Origin of the sequence: Streptomyces sp. NPDC127119 (assembly GCF_042677425.1) — a bacterium.
In the GTDB taxonomy this organism is placed as follows: domain Bacteria; phylum Actinomycetota; class Actinomycetes; order Streptomycetales; family Streptomycetaceae; genus Streptomyces.
In genome coordinates, this window is the sequence record NZ_JBHXTO010000048.1 from 47,321 (window position 1) to 59,060 (window position 11,740).

Here is an 11,740-nt window from a genome sequence, read left to right on the forward strand (position 1 = left end):
GCGGGGTGTTGCTCCCGTCTTTGTTTGTCTCCGTGCGTGGGGGGGCGGGGCCGTGCCTCTGCCCCCCCCCCCCGCCCCGGCGCATGAGGCCCCGATCCTTCGTCGGGGCGGGGTGAACGGGCGAGGTGGGGGCGGGAATGAGTTTCTGGGAAGGCCTGTGGCGCGGGCGGTCGACGCAGTTCGACTCGGGCAGCGCGGCGACCAACGCCATCGAACTGACCAAACGGAACCAGACGATCTCACTCAGCAAGCAGGGTGCGGCGACCGGCAATCTCCGTATCAACCTCTCGTGGCGGATGCGGACCTCCGACATAGGCGGGGCCCAGCGGGGCAGTCTGCTGCGGCACCCCTTCAAGGCCCTGAAGCCGGAAGTGGTGCAGGCGCACACCCAGTCCATGGTCAACGTCGACCTCGACCTCGGCTGCATGTACGAGCTGACCGACGGCAGCAAGGGAGTCGTGCAGCCGCTCGGGGGCTTCCTCGGGGACCTGAACGGCGCGCCCTACGTGAAGCTCAGCGGTGACGACCGGTTCGGCTCCGGTTCGGGCGAGACGATCTTCGTCAACCTCGACCACCGGGAGAACATCAAGCGGCTGCTGGTCTTCGTCTACATCTACGACCAGACCCCCGCCTTCGACCGTACGCACGCGATCGTGACCCTCTACCCGAGCAACGGGCCCCGGATCGAGATCGGGCTCGACGAGCGGCACTCCCAGGCCCGCTCCTGCGCGGTCGTCATGATCGAGAACGTCAAGAACGAGCTGGTCGTGCGACGCGAGGTGAAGTTCGTGTACGGCTTCCAGGCAGAGCTGGACCGCCTCTACGGCTGGGGCCTGCAGTGGGGCCGCGGCTACAAGGCCAAGGCCGACCGTTAACGCCCGTCAGCCCCGGCCCCGCAAGGGGCGCGGGGAACTGCGCGCCCAGCCACGAACCACCCGCGGCCATGGATGCACGGTGCCCCGTCAGGGGCGCGGGGAACTGCGCGATCCGCCCCCACCGGGCCGCAGCCGACGTGCTGCCCGCGGTTGGCTTCGCCGAGGCGCCCCCGGGCTCGGGAATGTGCGTTCGGGGGCGGGTGCGGCGCCGTCGTGGCTGATCGCGCAGTTCCCCGCGCCCCTAGGGGCAAAAGATTGCGCCGTTCCCCGCGCCCCTGAAAGAACCCTGTCGCTATCGGCCGATGAACTGCGGTCCCTGCGGCGGGAGCCGGAAGTCCGGGTCGGGACCCGGACCCACCGGCTGGGGGTAGCCGTACCCGGACGGAGCCGCCGCCGCGGGCTGGGGCGGCGGCGGATACCCGTACGCAGGCGCACTGGTCGGCTGCGGATACCCGTAAGCCGGCTGCGTGGCCGGCGGCTGCTGCCGCGTCGGCTCCGGACCGGGCGCGGCCGGCGGATACCCGTACGCGGGCTGCACCGGCTGCTGCGGCACCTGCGTGGTCGGCTCCTCGGGCGGCAGCGGCTGCGCACCGGCCCGCCCGGCGGACGCCAGCCCTTCCTCGGCCCCGGACTCGTCCACCGAGATGCCGAAGTCGGCCGCGAGCCCCTGCAGCCCGTTCGAATAGCCCTCGCCGAGGGCCCGGAACTTCCAGCCCTCGCCGCGCCGGTACAGTTCACCGCAGATCAGCGCGGTTTCCTCACCGGTCTCCGGCTTGATGTCGAAGTACGCCAGCGGCTCCGCGTCCCCGATCGTGGCGTCGAACACCACGATCCGCAGTCCGCGTACCCGGTCGAAGGTGACGCCGTCGGCGGAAGCGACAAGGAGAATCCGTCCCACACCGTTGTCAACGCCCGCCAGATCCGACTGAATCGTATCGGTGAGCCCTTCGGCGAGACCGTCGTTCACGCGCTTCTTGCCGAGTCGCCAGACCTTCCCCGAAGGATGCCGGGGCTGGTTGTAGAAAACGAAGTCCTCGTCGGACCGCACACGGCCGTCGGGACCGAGGAGGAGTGCGGAGGCATCCACGTCCGGGACACCCCGTCCCGGCGTCCAGCGCAGCACGGCGCGCACCGCCGTGGCGTCCAGCGGGACGTTCGACCCCTTCAGCATGGCGTGCGTCATACGGTCATCCTGCCTTCTCGGCCCTGGTCACGACAACGTGGGGGTGCGCTCCCGTTCGGCTTGCCGCACGGCAGGGCGGGCACAATGGTGTTTGTCTGCGTTACCTGAATTTCATGCCCGATGGGAATCCCGGACACGGATCTCTACGTACTATTACCGGCCACATATCGTCAGGCCATCTAGCCGCCCCGGGGGAGACTCATGCGTCATTTCGGGCATCTTGCCCCTGAGGTGCGGGACCGCCTCTTCTTCCAGGAGCCGTGCGTCTTCACCGCGGACTCCTCGCCCCGGGTGCTGGCCGCAGCACTCGGAGCCACCCTCTACAGCCCCGCGACCAGGCAGAAGCTCGCCGACGACATCGTGAAGCAGGCCGGTCGCGGAGTCGTCTCGATGGTGGTGTGCCTGGAGGACTCGATCGGCGACGCGGACGTCGCTGACGCCGAGGAGAACCTCGTCCGGCAGTTCCACGACCTGGCCGACCGGCCCGGGGACGAGCTGCCCCTGCTCTTCATCCGGGTCAGAGCGCCCGAGCAGATACCCGACCTCGTGCGGCGGCTCGGTGCCTCCGTGCGGCTCCTGTCCGGATTCGTACTGCCGAAGTTCACGGAGGAGCGGGGCGTCCCGTTCCTGGAGGCGCTCACCGAGGCCGAGGGCGCGAGCGCACGGCGGCTCTTCGCCATGCCCGTCCTCGAATCGCCCGAACTGCTGTACCGCGAGTCCCGGGCGGAGACCCTCGCCGGGATCTTCCGGGCCGTCGACAAGTACCGCGACCGCGTGCTGGCGCTGCGGCTCGGCGTCACCGACTTCTGCTCGGCGTACGGGCTGCGCAGAGCGCCCGACATGACCGCCTACGACGTGCAGATAGTGGCCTCCGTCATCGCGGACGTGGTGAACGTCCTCGGGCGGGCCGACGGCACCGGCTTCACGGTGACCGGACCCGTCTGGGAGTACTTCCGCGTCCAGGAGCGCATGTTCAAGCCGCAGCTGCGCCGCAGCCCCTTCACTCCCGAGGCCGAGGACCTGCGCGCCGCCCTGATCGAGCACGACATGGACGGCCTGCTCCGGGAGATCTCCCTCGACCGGACCAACGGGCTCCAGGGCAAGACCTGCATCCACCCCTCGCACGTACTGCCCGTGCACGCCCTCTCCGTGGTCAGCCACGAGGAGTTCAGCGACGCCCAGGACATCCTGCGGCCCGAGCGCGGCGGCGGAGGCGTACTGCGGTCCGCGTACACGAACAAGATGAACGAGGTGAAGCCGCACCGCGCCTGGGCGGAGCGCACCCTCCAGCGCGCCGAGGTCTTCGGCGTCACCAACGAGGACATCGGCTTCGTGGAGCTGCTCGCCGCCGGAATCCCCGGCTGACACACATCCCTCCCGGCTGACACACAAGGAATCCATGAACAAGGCTGTGAACGACGGGTCCGGCGTCTGGTCCGCGACGGGCTTCCGCCCCGGAACCAGGGCCGGATCCGCCGACGGCCCCGCCGCCGAGGTCTGGTCCGGGAGCTGGGTCGCCGGGCGCCTCGGCGTCGAACTCGTCGGGGACGAGGGACTCGGCGAACTGCTCGGGCTCGCACTCCGGCGCAACCCCAAGCGCGCGCACCTGCTCGTGTCGAACGTGCTGGGCAAGCACGTACCGCAGTCACCCGCCGTCGTGTACGGGTACGGATTCGCGCTCGGGCTGCGTGTACGCGACCTGCTCGGCGAGGACGAGGCCGGCCGCGCCGTCGTCCTCGGGTACGCGGAGACCGCCACCGGGCTCGGCCACTCGGTCGCGGACGGCGTGGGCCTCGCCCCCTGCCTGCACTCCACCCGGCGCCCGGTCGAGGGCGTCGCGACGGCCGGCGGCTTCGAGGAGTCCCACTCGCACGCCACCTCGCACCTGCTGCTCCCGGAGAACCCCGCCCTGCTGGCCGGCGACGGCCCGCTCGTCCTCGTCGACGACGAGTTCTCCACCGGCAACACGATCCTCAACACCATCCGTGACCTGCACGCACGCTATCCGCGCGGCCGGTACGTGATAGTCGCCCTGGTCGACATGCGCTCGGCCGCCGACCTCGGCCGCCTCGCGGACTTCGCCCGGGAGATCGACGCGACCGTGGACCTCGTGACGGCCGCCTCCGGCACCGTACGGCTGCCCGAGGGCGTACTGGAGAAGGGGCAGGCGCTGGTCACCGAGCATGAGCGCGAGGCCGAGCGCCAGCGGGAGGTGGTGGCGGCCGAGCGCGGCGGAGCGACGGTGGCCCAGGCCCCCGGGGCGCGTCCCGGGCCCGGCACGATCGCCCGCGTCGACCTCGGCTGGCCGCAGGGCCTCGCCGACGGCGGACGGCACGGCTTCACGCCCGAGCACCGCGTCCGGCTGGAGGGCGCCCTGCCCGCCATGGCGGCCCGAATAGCCGAGGCGCTCCCGCTCCGCGCCCGCCGGGGCCGCGTCCTCGTGCTCGGCTTCGAGGAGCTGATGTACGCGCCGCTGCGGCTCGGGGTCGCGCTGGAGAAGCTGACCGACGCCGAGGTGCGCTACTCCACGACCACCCGCTCACCCGTGCTCGCCGTCGACGACCCCGGCTACGCGATCCGCACCCGGCTCGTCTTCCCCGCCCACGACGGCCCGGCCGACGGACCCGGCGAGCGGTACGCCTACAACGTGGCGGGCGCCGGCTTCGACGCCGTCGTCGCCGTGGTCGACTCCGCCGCCGACACCCCCGAACTGCACGCCCCGGACGGCCTGCTGGCGCAGCTCGCCGCGCACGCGGGCAGTGTCCTGCTCGCCGTCGTCCCCTCGTACGTCCCCTCGTACGTCCCCGGATCCGTACCGGAAACCGCAGAAGAACCTGCACCAGAGTCAGTTGAAAGGCCTTCGATGCTGCCCGAGCCCCTCCGCGGCCCCGACTTCTCCTCGTACGCGGCGGACGAGGTCGGCTGGCTGCTGCAGGACCTCTCGGACACCCGCCTCGAAGCGCCCGTCGAGGAGCGCGAGGAGGCCATCCAGAGCGGAGGCGCCCACTACGCGGAGTCGCTGCCGGTGGAGTACCAGCCGAGCCCCGAGTACCAGGAGCTGTTCCGCGACGCGCTCGCCGGTTCGGCCGCCCGGATCGCCCTGGCCGTCGGCGCGGTCACCGAGACCGTCCTCGCGGAACGCTCACCGCGGCCCGTGCTCGTCTCCCTGGCCCGCGCCGGCACCCCCGTCGGCGTCCTGATGCGCCGCTGGGCCCGGCACCGCCACGGCCTCGACCTGCCCCACTACGCCGTCTCCATCGTGCGTGGACGCGGTATCGACGCCAACGCCCTGCGCTGGCTGGCCGCCCACCACGACCCGGCCGACGTCGTCTTCGTCGACGGCTGGACCGGCAAGGGCGCCATCACCCGCGAACTCGCGGAGGCCCTGCGGGAGTTCGAGGCCTCCGACGGCATCGGCGGCTTCGACCCGGAGATCGCGGTCCTCGCCGACCCCGGCTCCTGCGTGCGCACGTACGGCACCCGCGAGGACTTCCTCATCCCCTCCGCCTGCCTCAACTCCACGGTCTCCGGGCTGATTTCGCGTACGGTGCTCCGCGCCGACCTGGTCGGGGAGCACGACTACCACGGGGCGAAGTTCTACCGCGAACTCGCCGCCACGGACGTCTCCGTCGAGTTCCTGGACGCGATCTCCGCCCGCTTCGACGAGGTCGGCGACGCGGTCGACGACCGGGTCAAGGAACTGCTCTCCGCGGACCGTTCGCCGACCTGGGAGGGCTGGGCGGCGGTCGAGCGGATCAGCGAGGAGTACGGCATCCACGACGTGAACCTCGTCAAGCCGGGCGTCGGCGAGACGACCCGGGTGCTGCTGCGCCGCGTCCCCTGGAAGATCCTCGCCCGGGCCGGGGCGGGCGCCGACCTCGACCACGTACGCCTGCTCGCCGAACAGCGCGGCGTACCCGTCGAGGAGGTCGCCGAACTCCCGTACACCTGCGTCGGACTGATCCACCCCAAGTACACGCGCGGCGCGACCGGCGCCGACGGCAAGGCGGTGACGGTCTGATGCCCGGACCCGCTCCGCGCGCACTGGTCGCCAGCGACCTCGACCGCACGCTGATCTACTCCGCCAACGCGCTGGCCCTGACCGGACCCGACGCCGAGGCGCCCCGGCTGCTCTGCGTCGAGGTCTACCAGAACAAGCCGCTGTCGTACGTGACCGAGACCGCGGCCGGACTGCTCACCGAACTGGGCGGCGCGGCGGACTTCGTCCCGACCACGACCCGTACACGCGAGCAGTACCAGCGGATCCGACTCCCGGGTCCTGCCTCGAAGTACGCGATCTGCGCCAACGGCGGCCACCTCCTCGTCGACGGAGTCTCCGACCCGCAGTGGCAGGCCCGGGTGACCGCGCGCCTGGCGGACGAGTGCGCCCCGCTGGACGAGGTACGCGCGCACATGGCGGCCACCGCCGACCCGACCTGGGTGCTCAAGCAGCGGGTCGCCGAGGACCTCTTCGTGTACTTCGTCGTCGAGCGCGAACTGCTCCCGGCCGACTGGGCGAAGGACCTGGCCGGCTGGGCGGAGAACCGCGGCTGGACGGTCTCCGTCCAGGGCCGCAAGGTCTACGCCGTACCGAAGCCGCTCACCAAGAGCGCGGCCATGCGGGAGGTGGCCCGCCGTACGGGCGCGGACCTCACCCTCGCGGCCGGCGACTCCCTGCTCGACGCCGACCTGCTGCTGGCCGCGGACCGCGCCTGGCGTCCGGGCCACGGCGAACTGGCCGAGGCGGGCTGGACGGCGCCGGGGGTCACCGCGCTTCCGGAGCGGGGTGTGGCCGCGGGGGAGCGGATCCTCGGGGAGTTCCTCAGCGCGATCCGGTAGGGGTATCGGTAGGAGTGCGGGGCGTACGGGCGTCACGGGGACCAGGGGGATCACGGGGATCACGGGGGGCCTTCGCCTCACGGCGTCGGCCGCCGCGCCCCGGCCTGAAGAGGCGCACGCCCACGAGGACCAGCAGCGCGAGCGCCGCGCAGGCCAGCACCACCTTCGAGTACGCGGACACATAGCCGGCGACGTCGGTCCAGTTCTCGCCGAGCAGATAGCCGGCGAGGACGAAGACCGTGTTCCAGATGGCGCTGCCGAGGGTGGTCAGACCGAGGAAGACGGGCAGGGGCATGCGTTCGACGCCCGCCGGCACCGAGATCAGGCTGCGGAAGAGGGGGATCATCCGGCCGAAGAACACGGCCTTGCTCCCGTGCCGGGAGAACCACGCCTCGGTCCTCTCGATGTCCGACACCTTCACCAGCGGCAGTCGCGCCGCGATGGCGATGGTGCGGTCGCGGCCGAGCAGCGCCCCCACGCCGTACAGCGCGAGCGCCCCGACGACCGAACCGGCCGTCGTCCACAGCAGGGCGGCGAACAGGTTCATCTGCCCGGTGCTCGCCGCGAACCCCGCGAGCGGCAGGATCACCTCGCTCGGGATGGGCGGGAACAGGTTCTCCAGGGCGATGGCGATGCCCGCGCCGGGAGCGCCGAGCGTGTCCATCAGGCCGTTGATCCACTGCGGTGCGCTGCTTTCGGTCACGCACCCGACGCTAGAGAACGGAAGCTGAAGCCAGACTGAAGCCGGAGCCGAAGCGGGGTGTCAGCGGGTGCGTGACGGGTGCCCGATGTGCGGGTGTCAGCCGCAGCATCCTCCGCCGCAACAACCGCCACCGCCGCCACCACTTCCGCTGCCCGGTGCGGGCGCGGGTGCCGAGGCGGAACCGCCCACCGCCACCGTCGACAGCAGCTTCACCGTGTCGTCGTGACCGGCCGGACAGTCCGTGGGCGCGGACGACTCGGCCATCGGACGGCTCTTCTCGAAGGTGTCGCCGCAGGTCCGGCAGCGGTATTCATAGCGAGGCATGCGCTCAGGTTAGCGGTCGGAGCGTCCCTCTCCCAGAGGAGCCGGAGGGGGAGCCGCGCCGGAGACCGTGCGGGCCGCGCCCCGGTCCAGCGCCTTCGCCCGCAACTCGGCCCCCGCCTTCACCCGCTGCTCCTGCTCGGCCTGTTCGGGATGGCGGGACCGCCAGTACGGATTGTCGTGGGGCAGGGCCGAGCCGACGCGCCCGTACATCCCGAAGAACATCAGCATCACGCCGACCACGAAGCTGAACAGCACGTTCGGGATGCGGAAGGCGAGGAAGTTGGAGTCGGTGTCGAGCAGGGCGAGGTTCACGAAGCCGCTGAGGATGAAGAGGACACCGAGAACCATGTTGATCGTCGAGGCGACGTTGCCGCCGATGACCATGCCGACGAGGAGCAGCAGCCCGGCACAGATGGAGAGCACGCTGAGCGCGCCGTTGGTGCTCAGCCCCGACACCTTGTCCCCGTGGGTGTCGAAGAACCCGACCTTGTCGATCAGCCCCAGAATGCCGAAGACGAGCAGCACGAGCCCCATGAGCCCCGCGCCGATCCGGTAGAACATGCTGAGCCGATGATCGACCGGCAGATGCTCATCGAGCCTGATCCGCCGCCTGGGCGCCGTACGCAGAACATGCGCGGCCATTGTCCGCCTCCTCGGGTGCGATCCTCGGGTGGACCCTCAGGTGGGTGGTGACTGGAGGACACCAGTCCTCTCCCACCCCAGCATCCGCCCGGACAGCCGGTCCCGCCAGCTCTGGCCCGAAGCGGCCAGGGCAGACTGTGCCTGTCCGCGCAGGCGGCTCTGACCGGGGGAGACGTGCACAAGGGTTGGCCAAAACGCTGGTGGACGACGGCGCTCGTGGCCGCGACGCTGGCCGTCATCGTGGTCTACGACGTGTGGTGGATCGCGAAGTTCCTCACGGAGCCGGAGGCGGCGTCGGCGTCGGCGGATTGGTGGGAACTAGCCGGCCGATGCCTGGGCGGAACATGGTTCGCGTTCCTGGGTGCGACGACGGCCCAACGCGCGATCGCTCTCCGGAGGGCGACGGCGCAGGACCGATAACCCTCACCGCCCCCGACGACCCCCACGGCCCCATCGGCCCCAACGAAAAAGCCCAAGGCCCAGGCATCCGGCATCACACCGGCTGACCTGGGCCTTGGCTGCGTCCTGGACTGGTGGGCGCGGACGGTTTCGAACCGCCGACATCCGCCTTGTAAGGGCGGCGCTCTACCACTGAGCTACGCGCCCGGGACGAGTCGACAGCCTACATTGCCCGGGGTGGTGCCCCGCAAACCCGTTCCCGGGGGGGTGCCGTGCGGGGGTTTTCCCCACCCTGGATCCGGGAGTGGTCCGGATCCCCCGGCCGCGCCCGGATCCGTACGGTCGCAGTGTGTCCCGGTACGGGGCGGGGCGTTGGGTGTTCGAATCTGGGGGAGTCTCGGTATGAGTGGTCGTCAGCGTTCTTCGGGCAGTGGTGGGTGGCGGCGGCGCGGGGGTCTGGCCGCCGTCGGCGTGGGGGTGGTCGCCGTGGGGCTTCTTGCCTCCGGGTGCGGGAACAGCGCCGATGAGGACAAGCATCCTGAGACGCGGTCGTTCGCGCTCGACGGCCGGACATTGACCGTCGACTCCGATGATTCGGCGCTGGAGCTGGTCGTGGGGGACGTGGACGAGGTCCAGGTCACCCGGTGGTTCAAGGCCAGTGTCGCGATCGGCAAGGATCCCGAGATCACCTGGAGCATGGACAAGGACGACACTCTCAAGCTGCGGGTGCACTGCTCCGGTGTGGTCGCCGACTGCTCGGCCAAGCACCGGATCGTCGTGCCGCGCGGCGTCGCCCTCACGGTGAAGGACCAGGACGGGAGCGTACGGGCCACCGGGTTCGAGGAAGCGCTCGACATTCGCGCCGCTGACGGGTCCGTACGGGTCCAGGACGTGTCCGGGCGCCTGACGCTGCGTACCGAGGACGGGTCCGTCCATGCTTCCGGTGTCGACTCGCGGCGCGTCGACGTGAACACGCAGGACGGGTCCGCCCGCCTTGAATTCGCCTCCGTTCCGGACCGGGTCTCGGCGCGTGGGCAGGACGGATCGCTCACCATCGGGCTGCCGGACGCCAAGTACCGGGTCACGACCGGTGCCCAGGACGGGGCCGTGGAGGTGTCGGTGCCGCGTGACAACAGCAGCTCCCATGTGGTGTCCGCCCACACCCAGGACGGGAAAGTCACGGTGCGTACCGCGAACTAACCGGCCCGTGTGTTCGTCCTTACCTGGTGGGAGAATGAATCGGGGCCACCACCGGGGCAGGACGGATCTCAGCACGGGAGAGGGAAGTGACGGCGACACCGGCGACACCTTCACAGCCGTATACGCCGTTTGTGCCGTGCGCACAGCAAGTACCTCGGTCCCGTGCGGGCCGTGATCTGGTGGGCCTGGTTCTGCTGCCGCTTCCGCTGGTCGCGCTCATGCTTCCCGCCGCCTTTGCCGGCGGGGGTACGCGGCGGTGGTTCGGGGGGCGTTCCGAGAGCCAGCGGGCCGAGGCGCAGGCCGCGAAGGACGCCGCGGCGGCCGCGTTCTACGAGCTCGATACGGCGCAGCGCGATCTGCGGATCTCGATCGAGACGATCACCGCCGTCGACGACACCCCGCCCGCCCGGCGCGCGGTCGCCGACTTCGAGGCGCTCGGCCGGCGCATCGACGAGGTCAGCCACACGTACATCGACGCCGTGGACGCCCATGATCTCGACCGGGACGACCTGGAGGCCTCTGTCGCCGCTCAGGCGCGTACGGAGCTGACCAGGGCCAAGGATGAGCTGACCCGGGTCAAGCGGGAGCTCGACCGGTTCGAACAGGGGCTCGGGCCGCTGCTCGGCAAGGCCGAGACGCAGCTTGCCCGGCTCGCCCCGGCCGTGGAGCGGGCCCGTCAGTCGCTGCTCGCCGCGTCCAACGCGCTCGACGCGGTACGGGGGAGCGGCCTCAAGGCCGACGATCTGGCCGCCCGTCTTGCCGCGCTCGCCCCCGAGCTGACCAAGCTCAACCAGGGCGCCGGGCAGCACGGAGTGCCGGAGACGCTGGAGCGGGCCGACCGGGTCGCCCGGGATGCCGGGGCCGTGCGCGCGGAGGCCGACCGGTTGCCGGAGCGGGCGACCGAGATCGACCGCCGCCTTGTGTCGCTGCGGACGCGCGCGCAGGCGCTCACCACGCGGTCCGGGCAGGTGAATCCGGTGCTCAGCGAGTTGCGGCGGCGGTTCGTGGCCGAATGCTGGCAGGACCTTCAGCATGTGCCCGACCAGGCCGCGGAGGCCGTGCGGCAGGCGGAGACGAAGCTGGCGGAGGCGCGGGTCGCTCGGGAGGAACAGCGGTGGGCCGACGCGACGGCTCTGCTGTCCACGGTGCGGGCTCTGCTGAACACGACCGATGAGGCGGTGTCCGCGGCGGGGGATCGGCTGCGGCGGCTGAACGAGGTGTCGAAGGACCCGCAGCAGGAGATCGAGCGGACGCGGTTCGCCATCCGGGACGCGCAGCGGCTGGCCATGGCCGGGCGCAACACGCCCGATCCCCGGCAGGCACGGCCGCTCGACGAGTCCGTGGCTCGGCTGGAGCGGGCGATCGGGTCGTTGGATGGGCGGCATCCGGACTACTGGCACTTCTTGACTGAGCTGGAGGGTGTGCGGGGGGCTGTTGCGGGGGTTGTCTCGCAGATCCGGGAGGAACGGGGGGCCGGCGCCTAGGACCTGTCCGGTCGATCACGGCGAAGACGCGGGGTGTGGCACGCACATCTGCGGCGTTGTCGTCGGTTGCCGACGCTCCGCGTCGACGCCC

The 11,740-nt window shown here is 71.1% G+C and carries 10 protein-coding genes and 1 tRNA gene; 6 read left to right on the forward strand and 5 right to left on the reverse strand.

Features of this window, described 5'->3' with window-relative positions; genetic code table 11:
* Nucleotides 1–137: 137 nt before the first annotated feature.
* Nucleotides 138–875 carry a Tellurium resistance gene (locus ACFVH5_RS21510; RefSeq protein ID WP_384807470.1) on the forward strand — a complete coding sequence of 246 codons (738 nt, stop codon included), beginning with the start codon at nucleotides 138–140 and terminating at the stop codon, nucleotides 873–875.
* Nucleotides 876–1,167: 292 nt separating this feature from the next.
* Here ACFVH5_RS21510 and ACFVH5_RS21515 read toward each other — a convergent pair whose 3' ends face one another.
* Nucleotides 1,168–2,058 (reverse strand): TerD family protein, encoded by an 891-nt coding sequence (locus ACFVH5_RS21515; RefSeq protein ID WP_385835230.1) that lies wholly within the window; start codon nucleotides 2,056–2,058, stop codon nucleotides 1,168–1,170.
* A 201-nt stretch (nucleotides 2,059–2,259) separates the two neighbouring features.
* Here ACFVH5_RS21515 and ACFVH5_RS21520 point away from each other — a divergent pair, with 201 nt between their 5' ends.
* The 3 genes from ACFVH5_RS21520 to ACFVH5_RS21530 are packed head-to-tail and all read left to right on the forward strand — an operon-like array spanning nucleotide 2,260 to nucleotide 6,897.
* Nucleotides 2,260–3,423, forward strand: a complete 1,164-nt coding sequence (locus tag ACFVH5_RS21520) for an HpcH/HpaI aldolase/citrate lyase family protein (RefSeq protein WP_384807473.1) — start codon at nucleotides 2,260–2,262, stop codon at nucleotides 3,421–3,423.
* Nucleotides 3,424–3,457: 34 nt separating this feature from the next.
* A complete protein-coding gene (locus tag ACFVH5_RS21525; RefSeq protein WP_385835231.1) occupies nucleotides 3,458–6,079 on the forward strand; it encodes a phosphoribosyltransferase in 2,622 nt (873 codons plus the stop codon).
* Nucleotides 6,079–6,897 (forward strand): HAD family hydrolase, encoded by an 819-nt coding sequence (locus ACFVH5_RS21530; protein WP_385835232.1) that lies wholly within the window; start codon nucleotides 6,079–6,081, stop codon nucleotides 6,895–6,897. Before ACFVH5_RS21525 ends, ACFVH5_RS21530 begins: the two co-directional genes overlap by 1 nt.
* Here the strand turns inward: ACFVH5_RS21530 and ACFVH5_RS21535 are convergent.
* From ACFVH5_RS21535 to ACFVH5_RS21550, 4 genes are all read right to left on the reverse strand, one after another.
* Entirely contained in the window at nucleotides 6,881–7,561 is a 681-nt protein-coding gene (locus tag ACFVH5_RS21535) for a DedA family protein (RefSeq protein ID WP_385835238.1), read from the reverse strand. The two genes, ACFVH5_RS21530 and ACFVH5_RS21535, sit on opposite strands and share 17 nt — an antisense overlap.
* 135 nt (nucleotides 7,562–7,696) lie before the next feature.
* On the reverse strand, nucleotides 7,697–7,924 hold the full coding sequence (locus tag ACFVH5_RS21540) for a zinc ribbon domain-containing protein (protein WP_385835233.1): 228 nt from the start codon (nucleotides 7,922–7,924) through the stop codon (nucleotides 7,697–7,699).
* A gap of 9 nt (nucleotides 7,925–7,933) precedes the next feature.
* A complete protein-coding gene (locus ACFVH5_RS21545) occupies nucleotides 7,934–8,566 on the reverse strand; it encodes a DUF4383 domain-containing protein (RefSeq protein WP_385835234.1) in 633 nt (210 codons plus the stop codon).
* 531 nt (nucleotides 8,567–9,097) lie between these two features.
* Nucleotides 9,098–9,172, reverse strand: a tRNA-Val gene (locus tag ACFVH5_RS21550).
* Between the two features lie 195 nt (nucleotides 9,173–9,367).
* On the opposite strand from ACFVH5_RS21550, the gene ACFVH5_RS21555 reads away from it, so the two are divergent.
* Together ACFVH5_RS21555 and ACFVH5_RS21560 are read left to right on the forward strand one after the other, a co-directional pair.
* A complete protein-coding gene (locus ACFVH5_RS21555; protein WP_385835235.1) occupies nucleotides 9,368–10,165 on the forward strand; it encodes a DUF4097 family beta strand repeat-containing protein in 798 nt (265 codons plus the stop codon).
* 179 nt (nucleotides 10,166–10,344) lie between these two features.
* Nucleotides 10,345–11,649 (forward strand): hypothetical protein, encoded by a 1,305-nt coding sequence (locus ACFVH5_RS21560; RefSeq protein ID WP_385835236.1) that lies wholly within the window; start codon nucleotides 10,345–10,347, stop codon nucleotides 11,647–11,649.
* The last annotated feature ends 91 nt before the right edge of the window (nucleotides 11,650–11,740 follow it).